The sequence below is a fragment of the Rhizobium sp. 25PS6 genome (genome assembly GCF_032464655.1).
Taxonomy (GTDB): domain Bacteria; phylum Pseudomonadota; class Alphaproteobacteria; order Rhizobiales; family Rhizobiaceae; genus Rhizobium; species Rhizobium laguerreae.
In genome coordinates, this window is record NZ_JAWDIV010000031.1 from 36,545 (window position 1) to 57,813 (window position 21,269).

Genomic DNA, 21,269 nt, shown 5'->3' on the forward strand with positions numbered 1-21,269 from the left:
GATATGACCTATTTGAATGACGGATGCGAAAATGTTTATCTCGGCCGCACGGCACGCCCTTCGTAGTTGGCCGGCAGATATGAAAACGACTGGGGGCTATGACGATCGGCGGCCGTTGACGAAGGCCACAACTTCTTCCCTCGTATACGCTGGAGACAAATCTGCAGAGCACCTGATCTCAGGGTGCTTTGCAGATCGAAAACCTCAGCTCCAGGCGTGGAGCGGTGGCTTCTCGCCGTTCAGGAAATACTTACCCAAAATGGCATACTTCCAGCGGACGGGGTCGTGCAGAGTATGGGTGCGGGCGTTGCGCCAGTGGCGATCAAGCCCGTGCTCTGCAAGGGTCGAGCGCGTTCCTGCCAGTTCGAACAACTTGTTGGCGGCCGCGATCGCGATCTCAGTGGAGAGGATCTTGGCTTCGGCGGTAACGATCTGGGCTTCCGCAACGGTTCCCGCGTTCGGGTCGAGGATCGCTCGGTCAATGGCATAACCTGCCTTTTCAAGCAGCGCCTGCGCCGCATGAAGCCTTAGCGCCAAGTCCCCGATCGCCTGGATTGTGTACGGATCGTCCCAAGCGTTGTCGACGCCGGAATCCACCCAGGCGCGGCTCTTGGTGCGCACAAAACTGACGGTCTCGTCAATCGCGGCCTGCGCGATGCCGGTATCGACAGCCACTTGGATAATCTGGAAGATCGCTCCGTCCGCAGTCGGCACTTCATACCCTTTGTAGCCAGGCACGAGATGCGTCTTCGACACTTTGACGTTGTTAAGCAGTACCGTGCCCGACAGCGTGGTACGCTGGCCAAAGGAGGACCAGTCGTCGATGACAGTCAGACCCGGGGCACCGCGCTCGGCAATTGCGTACCAGGCCCTGCCCTCGTCATCCAGTGCCACGATTGGCACCAGATGCGCGAGCAGCGCTCCTGACGAGTAGAATTTCTGGCCGTTGACCACGACATGATCTCCGGCATCAACGAATTTTGTTTCGAAGTCGACCGCACGCTTGGATCCAAATTCGGAGAAGGCATTGCCGAAGCGCGTTCCTTTCAACACTTCCGCGAAGAGCAGCTTCTGTTGGTCTTCGTCTGACACCGTGCGGATGGCGGCGACCACACCCAGGTGGTTTTGCGCGATTTGTCCGATGGATGAATCGGCCGCCGAGATGATCTCGATGACCTTCGCAAGCGTCGCATAAGAGACCTCGGGACCGCCGAAGGCCTTCGGCACGTTGATAGACCAAAGCCCGCTTTGCGAAAACGCGTCCAGTTCCTTGACCGGCCAGATGCGGTCGCGATCGCGTGCTGCCGATTCCTTGACGAACTCTGCCGCGAGTGTCTTGGCGATGGCAATCGCTTCGGCGTCAGTCTTGATAATGTGGGCGGGCTGCGACGGGCGTGGAACAGGTGGCACGGCCTTTGCGGCATTTTCGGTATTTATGGTAGGATGGGTCACGGTGTTTCTCCTCTTGGATCGTGTTAGCCGACAACGGCGGGGATGGAGGGAGCCACGGCTCTCTGGCCGAGGTAGAAAGACTTGATGTCGTCGCGCCCGCGCAGATCCTGTGCGTCACCGGTCAGCACCGTGGCGCCGTTTTCGAGAATGATGGCGCGATCCGCATATTTCAGAGCGACGGCGGAATTCTGCTCCGCCACAAGGATAGAAAGACCTTCTTCGCGATTGAGGTGGCGGAGCTTCCGGAAAATGTCCTGGACGACGAGCGGCGCCAGTCCCATGGATGGTTCGTCGAGAACCAGGAGGCGCGGCCGCGACATGAGCGCCCGGCCGATCGCCGTCATCTGCTGCTCGCCACCCGAGGTCAGGCCGGAAAGTGCACGACGCTTTTCCTTCAACCTGGGGAAATGCGCGTAGATCTTCTCGATATCCTCGGCGATCTCAGCGCGCGTGCCGCTGCGGCCAAGCCCGCCGGAGACGAGGTTTTCCTCGACCGTCAGGCTGCGGAAGCAATGGCGGCCCTCAAGCACCTGCACGAGACCGGCACGCACCAGTGCAGCAGGGCTTGTGCGCAGGACATCGAGCCCGTCGAAGCGGATGCTGCCGGAAACGACTTGCCCACGTTCGGCTGGAAGCAGATTGGACAACGCCTTGAGCGTCGTCGTCTTTCCCGCGCCGTTGGCGCCAAGGAGCGCCAGAATTTCACCACGCGCCAGATGGAAACCGACGCCGTCGAGTGCGGTGATGGCGTGATTGTACGTTGCCTTCAGATCATCGACCGCAAGCAGGGTAGTTTCCAGAGCCATGACAGTGTCCTCTTGCCTTAAAAGGTCGGATTGAGAGAAGGCGCGAGGTTGGAGAGGGAGGCACCATCCTCGCGCCCGGTTCTTCAAGCCTCGCCCGTTATCAGGCGCGGCTTGAAGGGATCAGTTGGTCGCCGCCTCGGCGTCTGCCGCCGTGCGCAGCTTGATGCCCTTCTCGGCCGCGTAGGCTTCGGAAGACTTCTCGATGATGGGCCGCAACAGTGCCCAGTCCGGCGCGATCCAGTCAGAGACCACGTTCCACTTCTTCCCGTCCCACTGTTGGAAAGTCACGTAGCCGTTGCCCTCATGGTTATCCCAGGTGACATTGATCGAGTGGAACAGGCCCTTGGCGCCGAGCGCCTCGACACGCGCCGGATCGAGCTGAAGGTGTTCGAAGCCCCAGCGGACCTCGTCGCCAGTCAGCGTCCGCTTGCCGAACTTCTCCTGAGCGATCCGGATCGCCTCGACATTGAGGATGCCGTTGACGATACCCAGGTTATGGTAGACCGAGCCGATTCGCTTCTTGTCTTCGAGGTTCCCCTTGCCAGCGTCGTAGAGCGTTTTGACGATCTCCCGAACGACCGGATATTCGGTGCCAGATGCCTGCGTGGTGATTGCCGTATAGCCCTTGGCAGCATCACCAGCGGGGATGACGTCTTCTTCTGAATTGGACCAGACGTTTCCGATTATATGATTTACCGGGAAACCAACCTTGGCTGCGGTTTTCAGCGCGACCGGGTTCATCACGCCCCATCCACGCAGGATGACGAAGTCTGGCTTGGCGCGGCGGATCGTCAGCCACTGCGACTGCTGCTCGTTCCCCGGATGCGGCACCTCGATCTGCTGTAGTTCAAAGGCGTATTTCTTCGCCAACAGTTCGTAGATCGGGATCGTTTCCTTGCCATAAGGCGAGCCATGATAGAGAACGACGATCTTCTTACCCTTGAGGTTTTCGATACCGCCTTCCTTGCCGGCGATGTAGTTCACGATGCCGGAAGTTTCGCTGTACGGGTTGAGCAGCAGCGGGAAGACATAAGGGAAAACGCGGCCGTCGGTCGAATCCGTGCGGCCATGGTTGATGGTGATCAACGGGACCTTGTCGGCGGTGACGCGATCGATCATCGCGTAGGCAATGCCCACGGAAAGCGGGTTCCAGGCAGCGACGTTCGGGTTGCTCTTCAGGCGCTCATAGGCCTCGACGCCACGCTCGACCTCGTACTGCGTTTCAGCTTCCGACCATGTCAGCTTGACGCCACCCACGCCGCCGTCGCGCGTGTTGATCAGGTTCAGATAATCGATGAAACCACCGAAGAAGCCGGTGCCGCCGGCAGCATAGGGGCCGACGCGATAGCTCTGGAGCGGAAAATATTGTTCGTCCGCATGGGCCATCGGCAGGGCCACCGTGAAGGCGAGGCCGGCGGCAAGAGCCGCAATCTTGAATTTGGCAAGGATCGTCATTTTTGGACATACTCCGGGTATCGACCGGGGCAAGGCGCCGGTCCGGGTTGATCTGATAAGGGCTGGTGGCATTTCGAGAGCCTTGATAGCTCCGTTTCGATCAGGACTGCACGATGGCGGCACGGATTCGTTTTCGGACCCGATCCCAAAGGGCGACAAGCCCATCCGGTTCGAGGACCAGAAAGAGGATGATGAGCGCGCCGAGCACGATGCGCTGACTCATATCCAACACGCCTGAATTGAAGATATTTCCGAGCAGGAAGGAGCCAAGCCGGGACAGGACCAGGGGAAACACAACGATCAGCGCCGCTCCGAAAAAAGCACCGCGGATCGATGCAAGCCCCCCGATGATGACGATGAACAGGACCTGGAACGACCGGTCAAGATTGAAACCGGCGGGCTCGACCGTGCGCAAATAGGCGAACGCCCACAGGACTCCGGCGATGCCGATGATGAAGGAGGAGATTGCGAAGGCCAGAAGCTTGGTTTTCAGCACCGGCACGCCGATGATCCGCGCCGCTGTCTCGTTGTCGCGCACGGCAATGAAATTGCGGCCGGTCTGCGAATTCACCAACCGATGGGCCAGCAAAGTGAGAACGGCGACCACCGTCAGCGCGAAATAGTATCGTCCGACGGGCCCATCGAAAACAAGACCGAAAGCCGAAAGCTGAGGCGCATCGATAACGCCGGACGCGGACTCATTCGAAAACCAGCTAAATTTGGTCAGTGCCCACTGCACGAAAAACTGCGCTGCAAGCGTCGATACCGCGAGGTAAAAGCCCTTGAGGCGCAGGCTGGGAACGCCGAACATCAAGCCGACGCCGGCCGCAGCGAAACCAGCAAGTACCATACTGACGATCAAAGGCAGACCGTCGACGCGAAGATTGAAATTGAACGCCGCGAACGCGCCGACAGCCATGAAGGCAGCACTCCCCAACGACACCTGCCCGGCATAGCCCGTCAGGATATTGAGCCCCAAGCCGGCGAGGCTGAGCGCCAGGAACGGCAGCAGGATAGCCTCGAACAGGTAGTCTGACCCGAGAAGCGGCACAATGACATAGGCAATGGCAAGCCAAGCCAACGGCGTCGCCCAGCGGGCGGGGAACCGGTAGGCCGGCAGATCGCAAGTGATCGTGGACATCGGTCAGACCCTTTCCAAGAGCTTCTGGCCGAACAGGCCGGAAGGGCGAACGAGGAGGAAGGCGAGCGCGATCACATAGGCAAACCAACCCTCAATGCCGCCGCCGAAATATCCGCCGATATAGACCTCAGCCAGCTTCTCGGACGCGCCGATCAGCAACCCGCCGAGGATCGCGCCGAGGATCGAGTCGAACCCACCGAGGACGAGAACCGGCAAGGCCTTCAGGACAATCAGCGACAGTGAGAATTGCACCCCGACGCGCGCTCCCCACAAAAGACCGGCGACCAGCGCCACCAGACCTGCAGCAGCCCAGACGGTCGCCCAGATCCAGGGCAGCCTCAACCCAACGGCGAGCGCCGCGAACTGATTGTCGGCCACGGCGCGAAAACCAAGCCCGATGCGGGTGTAACGGAAGAAGACAGAGAGCAGCAGCACCATGGAGGCGGCAACGACGGCTGCGAAGATGTCGAATTGACTGATGTAGACACCACCGACATCGAACGGCACATCCCCGATACCGAGATCAAGGCCGTGCACCTGCGTGCCCCAGATCAGTTGGGCAGCGCCCTCGATAATATAGGAGAGGCCGAGCGTCGCCATGAAGAGCGTGATCGGCGGTTTGTTGGTCAGCGGCCTCAACACGGTACGCTCGACAGCTATCCCGATAACGACGATGATCGCGAAGGTGATCGCGAATGCGAGCGGGAAGGAAATGCCGCGTTCCGTCAGGCTGACGAAGGTCAGCGCCGCGAACAGGAGCATCGCCCCTTGCGCAAAATTGAGGACGCCGGATGTCTTGTAGATCAGGACGAAACCGATCGCGACCAGCGAATACATGACGCCGGACAAAAGGCCGCCGACGAGAATCTCCATGAAGAACAGCCAGTCGAAGTCAGCCATCAGATGCCCGCCCCCTCTTCATTTTCGGGAGCGACACCGAGATAGGCATCAATCACGCGCTGGTCGCGCTGGATTTCGTTGGGTGTTCCATCGGCGATCTTGCGGCCGTAGTCGAGCACGACAACGCGGTCGGACAACCCCATGACAACGCCGATATCGTGCTCGATCAGCACGACGGTGGTACCGAACCTGTCACGTGCGGCGCGCACGAAATCGGCCATCTCGTTCTTTTCCGTCGCCGTCATTCCGGCCATCGGCTCATCGAGCAGCAGGATGTCGGGCTCGGCTACTAGAGCGCGCGCCAATTCCACCCGTTTTTGCAGACCATAAGGCAGTGTACCGACCAGACGATCGCCAATATGCGAAAGGTGGAGGAACTCGAGCACCTCGAAAGCCCGACTGCGGGCATCCCTCTGTTCCGTGCGGGCTCGACCGAGGCCGACGATCTGTTCGACGAAGCTAGACCGCGTCTTGTGCGCTCGTCCAACCACGACATTGTCGAGAACGCTCAAACCCTTGAACAATGCCAGGTTTTGGAACGTGCGAGCAATGCCGAGACGGGCAAGTTTCTGCGTCGGGACCTGGGCATGGCGGCGCCCGGAGAGCCACACAAAACCGCGATCGGGTCGGTATACGCCGCTGATCACATTGATGATCGAGCTCTTGCCAGCACCGTTGGGCCCTATAACGGCGAGGATTTCGCCACGCCAAACGGACAGATCGATATCCTTCAGGGCGACGACGCCACCGAAGGATAGATCGATGCGGGCCAGCTCCAGAATGATGCCGTCCGTTGCGCCGGCTTCAATGGGCGACGCCCAAGCCGCGCCTGTTCCTCTGTCCAAGCCGGCCAAGTGCTCCTGAACGTCCGGCGGAAACGGCGCCGCTCCCAAGCCTCCGAAGGCAAATGTCATAGTGTGCACGCCCCTGCTTTCGACGGCGCGCCACGAGCCCACGAGTTCATAGGCGCACGCTATCCCACCACGAACCACCGGGTTCTTGGCCTGTCATCGTTGATGCGGCCGGCTTTGCGGGCCGGCCGACAACGTGTTGCGGTTACTCGGCGGCGACGGCCGTCGCCGTTTCGGCTTCTTCCAACTCGCGGATCAACGGGATGACGTGCTTGCCGAAATACTCGACCTCTTCCTGGAAATGCAGGAAACCGAGAAGGATGAGGTCCGCGCCGGCGCGCTTCAGGTCGATGACCCGCTCGGCGACCTGGCGTGGTGTCCCTATCAGGTTGGAGCGGAAGCCGTCGTTGTACTGGATCAGGTCCTCGAAAGAGGATTTCGCCCAGTTGCCCTCGCCTTCAGGTGATGATTTCCCGGCGTTCTTGACTTCGTGCCCGAAGGCATTGACCGCCTCTGGATTGGCCTTCTCAATAATCTCGGCGAGCACGGCCCTTGCCTCTACCTCGGTCTCGCGGACGATGGCGAAAGCGTTGACACCAACGCGGACGGAATGACCGTTAGCCTTCGCCTTGCCCTGGATGTCAGCCACCTGCTTGCCGATTTCCTCCGGCGTGTTGCCATTGGTGAAGTACCAGTCGGAAACACGCGATGCCATGTCGCGTGCAGCGCGAGAGGAGCCGCCCTGGAAGATTTCCGGCTGTGGATCGATCGGCTTGGGCTTAAGCGAATAATTGTTGAAGCGATAGAAATCGCCGTGGAACGTGAAATTGTCTTCGGTCCAAATACCGCGCAGTGCGCGGATGAATTCCTCCGAGCGGCGGTAGCGCTCGTCATGGTCAAGCCAGTGCTCGCCAATTGCGTGGAACTCGCCTCGGAACCAGCCACTGACGATATTGACGGCGACACGACCATTGGTGAGGTGATTGATGGTGGCGATCTGCTTGGCCGCCAGTGTAGGATTCCATGGTCCCGGCAGAATGGCGGCAATCACCTTCAGCGTTGTCGTCGATTCCAGCAGCGCATGGCTAAAGGAGACGGATTCATGCTGGAATTCGGCGCCATAACCGGCGGTGAAACGAATTTGGCTCAGCGCATAATCGAAGCCACTAGCCTCGGCGACCTGCGCCAGCTTTCTGTTATATTCGATCGTCCAGCTCGTCCGCTGCTCAATATTGGAAATGACGAGGCCACCCGAAACATTGGGAACCCAGTAGGCGAATTTGACCGGCTCTCTGCTGGCATAGGACATGATACTCTCCCTCTTGGAATGGCTAGGCTGACGCGGCGGCGAGCGCCGGGCGGTTTGCATGAGCGCGCGCGGCAGCGGTGTGATCAGAGAGCGGCAGCACCTGAGCGAGTTCTGAAACAGCGCGCTCGATACGCTCTTGAACCACAGGACTGGCGATCTCATAATCCGTGAAATCGGTTTCGGTAGCGTAGATCGACGTCGGCAGTGTCAGGGCGTTGAAGAAGCCGAATAGCGGGCGCAACTGATGTTCGGTCATCAAACCGTGCAGCGGTGTGCCACCTGTGGCAGCCAGAATGACCCGCTTTCCGGTCAGTGCGCGGTAGTCAACAAGGTCGAAGAGATGCTTGAGAGCGCCGGTATACGATGCCCGGTAGACCGGCGACCCGACAACAAGGACATCAGCCGCCTCGACGGCGTCGATAATCGCCCGCCCCTCGGCATCCAACTGGTCCGATCGAAGCGCCTTGAAGAGAATGGGGGCAGCGTCAACCAGTTCTATGGTTTGCCCATCGAGACCCAGCTTCGATGTGGCTGCCGACACAAGTGCTTCCACAAGGGAGGCAGTTCGCGATGGTCGTTTTACATTTCCCGCAAGACCCAGAATTCTCATGTCGACGACATCCTTTTGCGACCGTAGTCTATATATTTAATGGACTAATGATAAAGACACGATGCCAATATTTCTCCCTGTTGTAGATTGCCATCCTGAAATCGCGCCCAATGGGCGAAATAAAAACTTCAGCTTGGCGTTCTATGTGGCGCAGCAAACTGCACGCCACGGCGAGAGCGAACAACTCTCTATGGCCAAATGGGTTGCGCTGGTGCTGAAGCGAAATGGAGCTCGCGCAACGATCGGGAAGCATATTTTCGTCTCGCCATGGAGGGAAGAATGCGAAATTTGCAAAGGTCCGACCTGCTACAGCAGTTACTTAGCGACCAGCCACGGTGTCTAAACTAAAGAGGAGCCCGTTCGATCGTGCTCGAAACGCTATCGATTCATAGCGCGAATCAAATTGACCGCATAAGCGGAACTCAAGCAGCAAACAAGCAGGGCACCATGACATCTTACCTCACAAGGCAGAAGCATGCTAAGGAAAGACTAGGCGCAGCGCTTCAAAAAATGAATGACGCCACCCGCGACGTACACAAATCCGGCATTGATGTCGATATCAGTACCCTCACGATACACACGCCGCGTGGCCCGATGGTTCAAGTCGACCTTAAGACGTTCCGCGCATATGACGCGCCCCCAGTGTTGCGATTGGTGGAAGAATAAATGCGGTTAGATTCGCTCATCGATCACCGTGCCACGATGATCGCGTGCCTGGGTTTCCACCAATCGCAGTCGGCAAGCTGTCTCTACAGCTAGGGTGCGACGAATGACTTCAGGCGCTAGCCTTCGCGCCAGCCAATTAGGCGGAAGCGTCCAGCTCGGCTAAGTCTGAAGCCTGGATGGCCCTATAAGCTGTAGGAGCTTGAAGGGCTTCCCATTAAGCGCCTCCTGTACTCGGTGAGCTGCTGCAGGCATCCTCCTTAAGGCCGCTGTGTAGCGACTTCAGTGCGACGCATGTCTCAAATCTTGTCTAAAACTCCTAGGGCGGCCGCGGTCCTTCGTATCCTTGACGAGTCAAAATCCGAGTTCTTCTCAAGAGCTGTCAAGTCAGACCATCGCTCGTCCAGCGAAAGCTAGTCGGATCTACCGCAAGGGGAGCCAGGATGTCATCGTTTGCGACCTTCCGAGAACGCTTTCTCTGCCGGCCGAATATAATGGTGGTCCGAGTAAACTGACTTCGGCGTAACCGGTGTTCGTCCCACGCGTTATCCTGTCAGCAATCTGGTGTTCGACTTTCAATACAAGAGCGAAGGAAGTGTCTCCGTCGAGACTGAGATTCTTCCAATAAATTCAACTCATTGGCGATCAGCCCGGTGGTGACGAAATACTCAATCCGACCAACATGTCGGGGTTGTCAGATAGAAGGGGAACTTTTCGTGCTGCTTGAGGGAGTCATAGCCGTACCTTACCACTTCGAGGTTTGGCCATCGCCAACGGGAGATTGTCAGCTCGAACATTTGCGGACTCAAGCAAATCTTGAACTCTCTTGCGTAATACTATATCGTGCCGAGTTGTGTACTCGACCAACAAAGTATAAACGTAAGCCATGGTGATTGGCTAAATATATCAGAAAATATATTATTGTTAAATATTGATCTATGGCGGAGTGCCGTCTAGACCTGCTCAACACGCGGCATGGGACTACCCCGGTCAGCGACGGGAGGCTTAGATGAACCGACGTGACAAAATGCATCCAAACGAACCCAGGTGTGATAGCCCGGAAATGGGGCTCGTCTTGCTCGATGGCGAACGCGTGCTTGCTCAACGGCGTGGTATACGCTGGCAGCCGGCCGCACGGAACGAGCATCTGGATGCGCTTCGCGAAGTCGCAGATAGCGGAAGATATTATCGGGTTAACCGTCCTGTAGTGACCGGCATGGAGCTGAGCCTTGAAATATTGTCGACATTGCAACAACCACCTGCCGAACACGAGGCAAGCATAGGCCTGGACCTAACCAAAGCGCATCTCGCCACCAAACACGAACCGGAACAAATGCATCAGATCACATGGTCTCTTTCAAAATCTGAACGTGTCTTTGATTGCGCTGGAGGCGATTCTGACAACGGCGAAGCCATCGCTACTGATGGACAAGTCGAGGCTCTCGCGAACCGCGGCTACATCAAATCCGCCGAAGCCTATAATCAGCTGATTGATAGGAGTAACCGATCACGTCCACCGAAGAGCTATCATGCACATGTTGATTTTGAAAACTGTCACTACATTGATGGCACTTCCAGGCCTTGGAGACACGGTTCGCTTAAAGGCGGCCGCTTGCGCGTAATACGACGGGCGGTAGACATTGGACCAGCGCGCCATCCCGACGCAGCCTTGTGCCTATGGCATTGAACTTAGCGGCAGAATGCGATAGCTGCCAATTACGGCCGCGGCTGTAATACAGGTGGTTGATCCCGAATCTGGTTCGGGCGTGAAACGCGGTGCCGGTATTGGAAGGGTCGACTAATTCGACCTTCAACTCCAAGCGACCGTCCGATCTCAAAGCAAAGCTCCTGTAGGGTCCTTGAAGGATATCGACAGAGGAAAACTATCAAATGCGGTGTTGCAAGAACGCGCCCCAAGGTCGTGGGGGTGGCTCGAATTTTTCTACTGAACCAGAACCTGCAAAGGCCGATATTGCCTACGATGCTATTCGAAGAATTCTCCACAGTAACGGTCGTGTGCCGGAGCAACATCTCAGGGAACAGGATCTAGCGTCTAAGCTCGATCTTGGTCGAACACCAGTTCGCGAAGCGCTTCAGCGGCTCGCAGCTGAAGGGAAGATTCAATACATCCCTCAAAGAGGCTTTTTCACCAGGCCGATGTCGGAAAGAGCTCTGTTAGATGTTTATGTTGTCGGACGTGAAACCCTGATCTCGGCATTGAATCGAATGCGGCCGCAGGTCCCAGAGAGCTGGACCGTGGCGGATAAATTGTCCTCTGACGAACTTGCCTTTAGGGCAGAAGCGATATTCACTGAAATCGCGCAAGAAGCATCGAATTGCGAGGCTTGCAAAATCGTCCACCGGTTCTGTTTTTGCACTCACCCTTTACGAATGGAACTAACTGCGTCGGAACTTCGGCCCGCGTTTGTTGAAAGCCTCGAGAAGCTAATTGACGCAATGTCTGAACTAGGCACGGCAACGACCCTGGTGGAGTCCGCGTTGATGAACCACCTTGATCTAGAACAGGGTGCCGTCTCAAGGATTGTACAAGAGGTGAACGAACGTGGATTAACAGGTTTTCCGGGGCCCGCGAAAAGTTTGTGACATTTCAAACTGTCATCTCGACGAATGATCCTAGTCAACGAGCCTGAAGAATTTGTCGAGTGCCGCGCATATCTGCGGCTGCTGCGGGCAATCCAAAAGCCGACGTCGGCATCACCTACCAGCATTTTAATTATGTTGCCAAATCAAAGAGGCTGCCGCCATCCCTTCAGTATCCCAGAATACAGCGCTGCAGAGCGAAAGGTGCTTGTGTCCTATCGGGCAACGCCCTCCGCAGGTTTCCATTTGCTGCGGCTTGGCCAGGCCAGCTATGTTGATCGAGCGACGTTTTCAGCCGAAGTCTCAAAAGACATTGTGCCAAAGATCATAACAGCCAACGGGATCGACGCTGCGACCTTGAGGACAGAGGTTACGCCGGGCGGGTATCTCCTCAAAACAAATGCATCGCTTCAGACCGAGGGTGATCTCGATGACGCCGTGACGGATAGGCTTGCCGGCCCGCTAGGCTACGTCTTGCGCCAATATCGCGTTCTTACCTCTCGCCTCGACGACACGACAGGTAAGACAGGCCTTGTTATCGTGCGGTTTCCGCAGGGCAGCCTTAGCGCCACCGTGGCGCAGAGATTCTTCGAAGCAGCGGACGCAACGAAAAATGGCTTGGGCGGCGGATATAGCGTAGTCGGTGACGAGCAGATCTTCCTCAATGCGACGAATTCCGAAGGAAAAACCTTATAGCGGACTCGATGACGCAAGCTTCCTACGGATTGAGGCGCGCAGCCGTATCGTTTGGCAGCCCTAAACCAAGGGTTTCTTCCCTCGGCAATGCGACCGCGCGCTTTATTGGGAATGATTGGCAGAGGTCAACAGTAAGCGCTGTTGTGGGGCCACGGGAGCAGACGTCGATGCCTCCAGCTATTTTGTGAGCTGCTGAGCAGCTAGCCTTTCTGCTTCTGCCAACGCGGCAGTTTTGCTTTTGAAAGGACCGATATCGTTTTCTGCCGTGTCAGGTAGCCACTTTGGAAGGAACCACCAGCCTCCAGATCGATAACTGGTGCTGCTTCTCACTGAGCCGATATTTTTCGCAAAGAACCAGCCGGTGTCGATGCCGTCCTGCTCCCATGAGACGTTCTGCTCTGTCATGGCATGCTCCACGTCTGTTCTTCTATTGGGAGCATTTTATCGGTCCTGTATGACCACGGCAACAACTCTTCGAGCTGGCTGTTGGGATGGCCATTGACTATTTTGGTGAGCACGTCGGCGAGATAACCAAGCGGTTCAACGTCATTGAGTTTTGCGGTTTCGATGAGCGAGGCGATGGTCGCCCAGTGCTCGGCCCCCGCATCGGAGCCTGCAAACAGCGCGTTCTTGCGATTTAGGGCAATCGGCCTGATGGATCGCTCGACAGTGTTGGAGTCGATCTCGATCCGGCCATCGTCGATAAATCTTGTCAGCCCATCCCAGCGTGACAGGGCATAACGGATCGCCTCGGCCAGTTTTGTCTTCTGGCTGATGAGGCCAAGCTGTTCGCGTAGCCAGGGAGCGAGGCTATCGGTGATCGGACGGCTACTTTCTTGCCGAGCGGTGCTGCGCTCTTTGTGCGTGCGACCACGTATCTCATCTTCGATCTTGTAGAGTTCGGCAACGCGTCTGAGTGCCTCGGTGGCAATGGGTGCGGGACCGGCGGCTGCCAGCTCGTAAAAGCGCCGACGGACATGCGACCAGCAAAATGCCAGAGATACGGTGTTCTTGGCAGCCAACGGGCGATAGCCGCTATAGCCGTCTACCTGAAGAATGCCGACGAAGCCGTCGAGATGGGCCATCGGACGCTCGGCATTGCGATCCGGCGCGTAGACATAGACGACGCCGGGCGGATCGGTTCCCTGCCAAGGCCTGTCATCGCGGGCATACGCCCAGAGCTGGCCGGTCTTGGTCCTGCCCCGTCCCGGATCGAGCACGGGTGCTGTCGTTTCGTCGGCGAAGAGCTTGGATGATGTCTTCAAAAGGTCGAGCAACCTTTGATGAACAGGTCGCAGATGCCAGGCGGCGCGGCCGACCCAATCCGCGAGTGTCGATCGGTCGAGATCGATCCCTTGCCGCTTGTACATTTGCGCTTGACGATAGAGCGGCAGGTGATCGGCATACTTGGAGACCAGGACCTGGGCGACGGTTGCTTCGGTCGGAATACCGCCTTCGATCAGCCGGGAGGGAGCCGGAGCCTGAACCACGACATCCTCACAGGCCCGGCAGGCATACTTCGGGCGGCGCACGACCAGCACACGGAACTGGGCCGGAACGATGTCGAGCTTTTCACTGACGTCTTCGCCGATCCGATGCAGATCATGGCGACACCCTGGGCAGGCGTGATCATCGATATCGACGACCATCTCAATGCGTGGCAGGTGAGCTGGCAATGAGCCCCGGTTCGTCCGCCGTTTGGCAACACGTGCCCGGCGTTCAGCGACCGACGCCTCTTCCTTCGCTTCGAGACCATCCGCTTCGACCTGCTCGGCCTCTTCCAAGCCCAAAAGTAGCTGATCTTCGGGAAGCGTTTCGGCTCGGCGACCGAACCGGTGGCGCTGCAATTCCTTGATGATCTGCCGCAAGCGGGCATTCTCCGCCTCGCGCGAAAGCACCATCGCTTTCAGCGCGTTCAGGTCATCCGGAAGCTCGTCCGCCCTTGTCGTCATGGGACAAGAACAGCATATCTGGCCTCGCAAAACGAGCTATTGGATGCGGCTGATTCAATTGGTCGCGGCCGCTATCCGGCCTTAACGGGGGTGCGCGTTTCGATTGGCGCATGCACGCGTTTCCAATCGAGTCCCTCGAACAAAGCCGAGAATTGCGCGGCCGTCAGATGCATCGCGCCGTCCTGCATTCGGGGCCAATGGAACTCGCCATCCTCAAGCCGCTTGGCGACGAGGCATACGCCACTGCCATCCCAGAATATCAGTTTGATGCGGTCGGTTCGCTTGGCCCGGAACACATAGATTGTGCCGGAGAACGGATCGGCACCCATCTCGGCCTTCACCAATGCGGCCAATCCCTCTGCGCCTTTGCGGAAGTCGACGGGCTTGGTGGCGATCATGACTTTCACCGCACCAGACGGGCCAATCACGACGATGCCTTCATAGCTTGGATGACCGCTGCGATGGTAGCGCTGTCCGTGCCAGATGCGATCCTGAGTATCGCACCGTCAATCTCCAGCTCGATGGCGACTGCTAGCGGCGTGCTCCTAGCCATCGTCTTTCGCCGTCTCAAAGGCATCTCTGCAGGCTGATCCATCACCGCTGGCACGAACATCGGCGTTGACGTCTGCTCCGATGGGCTCCGCGACTGCCGCCGCCAGGTGAACAACTGACCGGGCGACAAACCGTGCCGCCGCGCAACAGCACTGACCGACATCTCGCCGCTATGACTTTCGGCAACAATCTGAAGCTTCTCCTCGTCGCTCCATTCGCGGCGGCGACCTGATCCAGTGAAAACCTCAAACCTCTGCACCATCTCATCGGCCTTGGTGCTAGGCGTAAACCCTGTAATCGTCATATGTCGAAGCCCTGTTCGGGCACAACATCAACGATCAGCCGGCGACCCGAAAGGTGGGAGGAAAACAGCGCTTACGGTCAACAAGAGGCGAGGGCTATCAAACCTTGCTCGGTGGATCGGACGGCTTAGCGCGGCGATTTCCACGCTTGAGTGGTCACCATCTTTGCCCGATCTGGTCAGACATTCGGTTGGCAAGCGACCGGGATTGCGGCATCGCGGTAGCTGAAACTGATGCCGCCTGATCGCCGTTGGAACAAATGAGAGTCGTCCAACATCGCTATTCAAAGCGTTCGATATTTGTGCGGATCGCATCACCAGCCACCGACTTTACATTCGACGGAGGATTGCCAGGACGAGCCGTGCCGCAAGGAGTCCTTATCTCGCCGGAAAGGTACTGGCCGCTGTTGCAGGGCAGCATGTTGACGTCGAGAAAGTCGCTTCTCTTTAGGGAATTCTGATACGCTACGACTTCTTTCATCGACAAGGGGGTCGAGAATATCGTCACTCCCTCAAATCCCGGTAGCGCCTCAATTGGCTCAATCATGGGCGATGTTTGACCGGGCACTGCTGCAGCGCCAATAACCCATGGGCCAACCGATCCGAAAATGACGGATTTCGGACGATCGGTTGGCGTACCAGAGCTGAAAGGAGAATGCGGGAACCCACTGTCGAGCACTGCCTCATCCCACTGGTAAGCTGTAAACGCTAGAAAATATGTGTATGGCGCAAAACGGTCCATGCGAACTTTGCCGTCTGGAGTAAAGGTATAGTAAATCCACTCAGTGCCGGAGAATGCCCCTGTTGGCCCCACGACGTTCATGTCCCAGGGCTTCTGCCACCATGCAATAGACGCCATGTTGCTTTGAAGCAGGCTTTTCGCGAAAGACCACTTCTGACCGTTCGGATTGGGCGTCGCTCCCAACGCGAATGATAGGTAAGCATCGTTCGAATTAGAACTTAGAAGCGATAAGGCGCTGCCGCCATTAGGAACGGTATTTTCACGGGTCTTTTCGACCAAAAGGACAGTGAACCCCGTGTCTGGTCTGATCGACGCGCTTTGACTAGTCTCGATTGACGTGCGCGGTGGAAGGTTGAAGGAAGTCTTGTTGGTATAGAAGTCAAATGCCTGCCTCGTATCTTCGGGCACCGGATAATCCGCTTCTGCCGCCGAGTCGTGTATGTACAGCTTTGGAAATTCCCCGAAAATGGGCACTACCTTCGGTGTGAGCGTCTGAGATACCTTCTCCGACGCGCTTCTAAGACAATTGGCTTCATTGGTACATGATGCCCCTTGCCCTTCTCCAGCGACAAGACAGCCCAGCGTGGAAAACAATAGGAAGATTTTTATTCCATTATTCATCAAAACATTCCCTTTTTGAAAGCGGAGGTCTTGCTCTAACGAGTGAGCTCGGAGGTGTTGCGGCGCCGTATCTGGCGCAACATATCGCCGACTACGTCGGGCCAATCAGTGGTGATAAGATTGGTACGATTGACGACCGCCATCTCAGGATCTCCCCGGTAATCTGGTACGATCCCTCGTTGAGCGGTCGATTTCGGATCCGTATTGTGCTCGAAGCAGCATTTTCCGGCGCTGTTTGCGACGCCCTCTGGAAAGTAGTTACTTTCATGATAGGTGGCGAAGCCCTGCTGCTGGTCGATATAGTCGAAATATGCCTGCAGACCGTCACCTTTATAGAATTGGTTCATTTCAAACTGAATGGAGAACGGCGCCACATTCCATTGATCGTAGATTGGATCCTCGTGGGGATCATAGCTGGAATCCTTCACATTCTCGTCATCCGGGTTTTCGACGACAATTAGCCCGCCAATGAGGTTAGGGTCGTAGGTTGTCCGATTTAGAATCGTGCCGACATCCGCCGCATCCTTTGCTTTGAGCTTGAATACAACGGCTTTGCTGAGTTTCGCATTTCCCTTGCTCGCGAGAATGTCAAGGCAGCGTTGCATGAGCTCGATGGGATCAGTAGGGTCCTGATCATCGACTGCCGCCTTGATATCGACGATCATCACGTACCCATGACCATCATCGGAAACATAGTCGGCGAGTAGATCGAGCGCGGCGGAGAATGTTAGGAACTTCGCCTTTCGCCCTTGTGAATCCTTAAAAACGCGGCCATGTCGGTCCCGTAGATCGGCCTGTCGTAGCTGCGACAAGTTCTGATTATATAATAGGCCGCTTCCAGTTGACTCGCGCTCAATCCTGTAGTCGTGAGATAGAACGACTTCTTTGTCTGCGGTGAAGCGGGCATCGACCTCCACGCTCTCAATCTGCGAATTCCAGGCGTCTTGCAAGGCATAGGCTGAATTCTCAGGATAGATCTCCCAAGATCCGCGATGCGCAGATAGCAGGACCAAGTCGTCATCGGGTTTCGGCAGCTTGAACATGTTTCTTGTAATCGCACTTACAACATATGGTGAAGGCTTTACCGGAAGTAGCGCCTCTGCTGCGGCGTAGGATGGAATACCGAAAGCAAGAAGAGAAGTTAAAGTGAGCGATGCACGCAGATCACGTCGGCCGCCGAGGTAACCGAGACGCGAGAAACAAAAATTCACAAGCACTGATGCCACATTGTTGCTGGTGTCCATAAAGATTCAAAACCTTTCGATGAGAATTTTGGGTAGCTCGCTACTTTGTACGGCTTGTTCGTGCGGCCTTTGCAACAGCCCATCACAGCAAGGCTTGGGGGAGCGAAATCCTGGGGGGTGCCCGTAGTGCGAGGAAGTTTTTAGCCGGCCCACTATCGCTGCGATGTGCCGGCAATAACACGCTCTTCAACATCAAGATGATCCATAAATCAGCTTCCACCCAAGGCGCTGCGTTGCCACGTCGCGACGTCGCGTGCTCAAGCGTTGAGAGAGTTGTCATGAAAGCAGCTTGGAGCTCCGGCGCAATTATTTCGTCCTAGCGTAGCCTCAGTTGAGAGGAGGCAGGGCTTTCTTCATTAACGCCGCTTCGCCATACGATGTTTGGACGTGATCAATTGCCCGCCAGCCGCTCTTCTCGTAAAGAAGTTGCGCGTCCTCTGTTGTCAGATAAAGACTCTTGCAACCGAGGCACGATGCTTCGTGCTCGAGCCGCTCGATCAACAACCTGGCTATTCCTTTTTTGCGGTGAAATGGATGGACAAAAAGCGACTTAAGCCAAGGGGATAGATGAGATTTTCCATCGAAATCACGATCAGCCAACGTGACCATTCCTACTGGCAACGCGTTTTCGATGGCGACTAGTGTTAGCGGCATCGAGCTTTTTGTTGCCGCTTCAAACTCGCCTCGCGTTTGTTCGTACGAGCCATTTGATTGACAACCCCATTGTCCGAAAGACCAACTTGCGCAAATGGAAATGAAATTCGGAAATCTTTCTAGGTACTCGATCGTTACCGGAGTTCCAGCTACCATTGCTTTCTCGGTCATAGTGTCTCCATTTTTTGGCGGGCCGAGCAATCGCGTGACGATCGGTCAACTTGAGGTGAAGCCCGTGCACTAGTGAGCTATCGGACCTCACGATATATCCTGCACGGTGACGCCGCGATTCAAGACGGGTCGCCAGCACGCAACAGCGTGATCACAAACCTGCTAAGATTTGTGGCAACGCGGTCATGCGGCTAAACAGCTTAGTGGCACCTGCTTCCATCAGTTTGTCTCCGTGCCCAGGAAGGCAATGCGAAGCACCTACGAAGCCAATCACCATCATCCCGGCTGCCACCGCCGCCTGAGTGCCAGCAACGCTGTCTTCAATAACGAGACAACTGCTAGCCGGTGTGTTCATATGATCTGCTGCAAACAGAAACAGATCCGGCGCAGGCTTACCACTCGCAACCTGCGAAGCGCTGAAGACATGGGGCCAAAAGTAATCATGTAGGTCCGTGACTTTAAGCGCCAAGGAAAGCTTTGCAGCATCGCTGTTCGACGCCACGCACTTCTTTAAATTAATGGTCTCCAAGGTTTGCCGAACGCCGCTGATTGCACGCAGATCGCGAGGATATCGTTTTGCAACTTCGGCCATCACACATTCATGATGATCCTCCGGTAGGCGTAAGTCGCCCTCGGATTCTATGACTGAATAACTTTGCTGGTCAGTCATCCCTATGAAGCGATCGTTATACTCTTCAGCCGATATGATGTAGCCGAATTTAGCCAAAGCTTCGATGTGCACCGCAGTTGCAATAAGCTCACTATCGACGAGAACCCCATCGCAGTCGAAGATCAGTAGTTCCGGACTTTTTGAAAAAGACATAAGCAGTCCTCATTATAGAATGACTCTGAGTTTTGTCCCAGTTCCAGCTTTCAATCTTCCAGGCATTGAGCAGGGTAGGATTGTATCCGATCGGATGTTGACCATTGCGGCACTGGGAAATTGATGCGCGGTGCTCAGCCGGAAATTGCTCCTGCGGCGATCTTCGGGCCTTGCTTATGAAGAGCATTCCAAACCTTGTGAAACGCCTCTGCATAAAGCTCCATCAATTCGCAATTGTTGGGTGGCGCAATCTCCGAGACGTAAAACATCGTATCCAACAGTTTCACTGTGTTCGGGAAATCGGCGGCCTTCCAGTTGTCGCAAATGTCCGGAAGATATTCGAATACGGGCTTCGTGAGCCAAACACAGATAGGCACGCCTTCGGCCTGCAGAGACCTGACCACGAAATCCCTTGCAGCCGGGCCGGGTGCGAAGCCAAGCGCCTCAGGTTCGATCCGGAGGGGAAAGTTGAGCATCGAATGGTCGCAGTCGGATGGGTTGAAGAGAGGAGATATGCCCACAAGTTCGCCGATCAATTCCCACAAAAGCTTGCAATTGTCTCTTCGGATTTGCAGTTGCGTATCCATCTCTGTTACCCGCAGCTTCGCTATAGATGACGAGAATACGTTCGGCCTGTAGTTGTACCCTTGGGAATAGGGCGAGAATATTCGCGCTCCACTTCGAGACGAGCTGGACAGCGATACGCGATCAACATGTGCAATCAAGTTGGCGTCCTCAGTAATGACAAATCCCAGTTCGCCGGCCCCAAGGTGCTTGGCGCCGTTTCCGGATAGAGCGAGCGCGTCTGCATCAAGATGCGCACCGCCGACGATTGCTTTCGCGGCGCCGATTGATTGGCAGATGTCGTCGATCACAGCAATGCCTTGAGCTCGCGCTGCAGACCTCGCGTCGGGGACGAGAACATTGTTTCCGAAAAGGTGAGTGACTAAAACTGAAGCTACATTAGGGCCGAACTTTTCAGCGGCCGCGCGCTGATCAATCCCGGCCAAGTTCATGTCGACATCAACGAAGACGGGTTCGAGACCGCTGATTTTGATTGGTCCTACCGCTCCTGGCCAATTCAGTGCCGCGGTAACAACTTGCTCGCCTCGCTCTTTGACGTAGTCGAGCTCGATGTGAATGGCCGCCGTTCCGCTGCCGACAGCGCGCACTTGCCACTTCCCAGTCCAGCTTGCAAGATCTTGTTCCAAATCGCTCACGATTGGGTGGTTAACGCGGTGATACCTTCCACCATCCACAACACCTTGGAGTGCATGCAAGTGCTTATTCTCCGCGGCGGGCCAAGGTGTAACACGTCCCTGGGGGACCACAGGCTTCCCACCGAAAACGGCGAGCTTCTCGCCTGAGAAAGCACCAGTTGTGTTGCGAGTTATGAGCCGTAGTGCACCGAATCCGTTCATCACGTTCTCCAATCATGCTCACTAGAATGCTGATCAGCCCACACAAACGCTAGCACTGCTTTCCCACGTTTGGTAGCTAAATTACAGTATATCTCAAAGTATATTTTAAAGTAGATTAGGAGCAGGCGGGCACAATAAGTATGTTACTGAATATTTGTTGTATATTGGCGGACGGGCGCTTAAGGCGTCACTTTGGTCAGCTTCTGTGCGGAGCACGTTGGAAATTTCAATAGTTTTTTAACGGCTGGCCGGACAACTGAGATCACTGAATGAGGCTGGGGACGGGAACCGGCCAAAGTTTCCC

21 protein-coding genes and 1 pseudogene are annotated in these 21,269 nt (G+C 56.2%); 4 read left to right on the forward strand and 18 right to left on the reverse strand.

Going from position 1 to position 21,269, the window contains the following annotated elements; all coding sequences use genetic code 11:
- Positions 1 to 204 precede the first annotated feature (204 nt).
- The 8 genes from RWK44_RS32370 to msuE form a co-directional block, all read right to left on the reverse strand.
- Entirely contained in the window at positions 205 to 1,452 is a 1,248-nt protein-coding gene (locus RWK44_RS32370) for an SfnB family sulfur acquisition oxidoreductase (protein WP_310857347.1), read from the reverse strand.
- Positions 1,453 to 1,475: 23 nt separating this feature from the next.
- Positions 1,476 to 2,258, reverse strand: coding sequence for an ABC transporter ATP-binding protein (locus RWK44_RS32375; RefSeq protein ID WP_310857346.1), 783 nt, complete (start codon positions 2,256 to 2,258; stop codon positions 1,476 to 1,478).
- A 120-nt stretch (positions 2,259 to 2,378) separates the two neighbouring features.
- Positions 2,379 to 3,713 carry an ABC transporter substrate-binding protein gene (locus RWK44_RS32380; protein WP_168257376.1) on the reverse strand — a complete coding sequence of 445 codons (1,335 nt, stop codon included), beginning with the start codon at positions 3,711 to 3,713 and terminating at the stop codon, positions 2,379 to 2,381.
- A 100-nt stretch (positions 3,714 to 3,813) separates the two neighbouring features.
- Positions 3,814 to 4,854 (reverse strand): branched-chain amino acid ABC transporter permease, encoded by a 1,041-nt coding sequence (locus RWK44_RS32385; protein ID WP_310857345.1) that lies wholly within the window; start codon positions 4,852 to 4,854, stop codon positions 3,814 to 3,816.
- Positions 4,855 to 4,857: 3 nt separating this feature from the next.
- Positions 4,858 to 5,754, reverse strand: a complete 897-nt coding sequence (locus RWK44_RS32390; protein WP_310857344.1) for a branched-chain amino acid ABC transporter permease — start codon at positions 5,752 to 5,754, stop codon at positions 4,858 to 4,860.
- Entirely contained in the window at positions 5,754 to 6,647 is an 894-nt protein-coding gene (locus tag RWK44_RS32395; protein WP_373289165.1) for an ABC transporter ATP-binding protein, read from the reverse strand. The genes RWK44_RS32390 and RWK44_RS32395 overlap by 1 nt, the downstream gene beginning before the upstream one ends.
- Before the next feature lie 163 nt (positions 6,648 to 6,810).
- Positions 6,811 to 7,914 (reverse strand): dimethylsulfone monooxygenase SfnG, encoded by a 1,104-nt coding sequence (sfnG, locus tag RWK44_RS32400; RefSeq protein ID WP_310857343.1) that lies wholly within the window; start codon positions 7,912 to 7,914, stop codon positions 6,811 to 6,813.
- Between the two features lie 22 nt (positions 7,915 to 7,936).
- Entirely contained in the window at positions 7,937 to 8,524 is a 588-nt protein-coding gene (gene msuE / locus RWK44_RS32405; protein WP_131702645.1) for an FMN reductase, read from the reverse strand.
- A gap of 366 nt (positions 8,525 to 8,890) precedes the next feature.
- Here msuE and RWK44_RS32410 point away from each other — a divergent pair, with 366 nt between their 5' ends.
- Complete coding sequence (locus tag RWK44_RS32410; protein WP_310857342.1) at positions 8,891 to 9,190, forward strand: hypothetical protein; 300 nt, start codon at positions 8,891 to 8,893, stop codon at positions 9,188 to 9,190.
- Between the two features lie 296 nt (positions 9,191 to 9,486).
- Here RWK44_RS32410 and RWK44_RS32415 read toward each other — a convergent pair.
- A pseudogene (locus RWK44_RS32415) lies at positions 9,487 to 9,579 on the reverse strand (helix-turn-helix domain-containing protein); the annotation flags it as partial.
- Positions 9,580 to 10,196: 617 nt separating this feature from the next.
- Here RWK44_RS32415 and RWK44_RS32420 point away from each other — a divergent pair.
- The 3 genes from RWK44_RS32420 to RWK44_RS32430 all read left to right on the forward strand — a co-directional run bounded on the left by RWK44_RS32420 (position 10,197) and on the right by RWK44_RS32430 (position 12,484).
- Positions 10,197 to 10,874, forward strand: coding sequence for a hypothetical protein (locus RWK44_RS32420; RefSeq protein ID WP_168277511.1), 678 nt, complete (start codon positions 10,197 to 10,199; stop codon positions 10,872 to 10,874).
- Positions 10,875 to 11,077: 203 nt separating this feature from the next.
- The gene (locus RWK44_RS32425; protein ID WP_316029966.1) at positions 11,078 to 11,791 is read left to right on the forward strand and encodes a GntR family transcriptional regulator; all 714 of its coding nucleotides are present in this window, start codon (positions 11,078 to 11,080) and stop codon (positions 11,789 to 11,791) included.
- Positions 11,792 to 11,815: 24 nt separating this feature from the next.
- Positions 11,816 to 12,484 (forward strand): hypothetical protein, encoded by a 669-nt coding sequence (locus RWK44_RS32430; protein ID WP_316029967.1) that lies wholly within the window; start codon positions 11,816 to 11,818, stop codon positions 12,482 to 12,484.
- A 177-nt stretch (positions 12,485 to 12,661) separates the two neighbouring features.
- Here the strand turns inward: RWK44_RS32430 and RWK44_RS32435 are convergent, their stop codons facing one another.
- The 9 genes from RWK44_RS32435 to RWK44_RS32475 all read right to left on the reverse strand — a co-directional run bounded on the left by RWK44_RS32435 (position 12,662) and on the right by RWK44_RS32475 (position 20,965).
- Positions 12,662 to 12,889 carry a hypothetical protein gene (locus RWK44_RS32435; RefSeq protein ID WP_132615002.1) on the reverse strand — a complete coding sequence of 76 codons (228 nt, stop codon included), beginning with the start codon at positions 12,887 to 12,889 and terminating at the stop codon, positions 12,662 to 12,664.
- Positions 12,886 to 14,436: an IS66 family transposase gene (tnpC, locus tag RWK44_RS32440; protein ID WP_310857338.1), complete on the reverse strand. Its 1,551-nt coding sequence runs from the start codon at positions 14,434 to 14,436 to the stop codon at positions 12,886 to 12,888. Before tnpC ends, RWK44_RS32435 begins: the two co-directional genes overlap by 4 nt.
- Positions 14,437 to 14,507: 71 nt before the next feature.
- Entirely contained in the window at positions 14,508 to 14,864 is a 357-nt protein-coding gene (gene tnpB, locus RWK44_RS32445) for an IS66 family insertion sequence element accessory protein TnpB (protein ID WP_037103391.1), read from the reverse strand.
- Positions 14,861 to 15,292, reverse strand: a complete 432-nt coding sequence (gene tnpA, locus RWK44_RS32450) for an IS66-like element accessory protein TnpA (protein WP_168341486.1) — start codon at positions 15,290 to 15,292, stop codon at positions 14,861 to 14,863. Before tnpA ends, tnpB begins: the two co-directional genes overlap by 4 nt.
- 277 nt (positions 15,293 to 15,569) lie before the next feature.
- Entirely contained in the window at positions 15,570 to 16,652 is a 1,083-nt protein-coding gene (locus tag RWK44_RS32455) for a hypothetical protein (protein ID WP_131702647.1), read from the reverse strand.
- Between the two features lie 35 nt (positions 16,653 to 16,687).
- Positions 16,688 to 17,896 carry a glycerophosphodiester phosphodiesterase family protein gene (locus tag RWK44_RS32460; protein WP_310857172.1) on the reverse strand — a complete coding sequence of 403 codons (1,209 nt, stop codon included), beginning with the start codon at positions 17,894 to 17,896 and terminating at the stop codon, positions 16,688 to 16,690.
- Between the two features lie 327 nt (positions 17,897 to 18,223).
- Positions 18,224 to 18,721, reverse strand: coding sequence for a GNAT family N-acetyltransferase (locus tag RWK44_RS32465; RefSeq protein ID WP_310857171.1), 498 nt, complete (start codon positions 18,719 to 18,721; stop codon positions 18,224 to 18,226).
- Positions 18,722 to 18,872: 151 nt separating this feature from the next.
- On the reverse strand, positions 18,873 to 19,544 hold the full coding sequence (locus RWK44_RS32470; RefSeq protein WP_127431435.1) for an HAD family hydrolase: 672 nt from the start codon (positions 19,542 to 19,544) through the stop codon (positions 18,873 to 18,875).
- Between the two features lie 134 nt (positions 19,545 to 19,678).
- The gene (locus RWK44_RS32475; protein ID WP_310857170.1) at positions 19,679 to 20,965 is read right to left on the reverse strand and encodes a DegT/DnrJ/EryC1/StrS family aminotransferase; all 1,287 of its coding nucleotides are present in this window, start codon (positions 20,963 to 20,965) and stop codon (positions 19,679 to 19,681) included.
- Between the last annotated feature and the right edge of the window lie 304 nt (positions 20,966 to 21,269).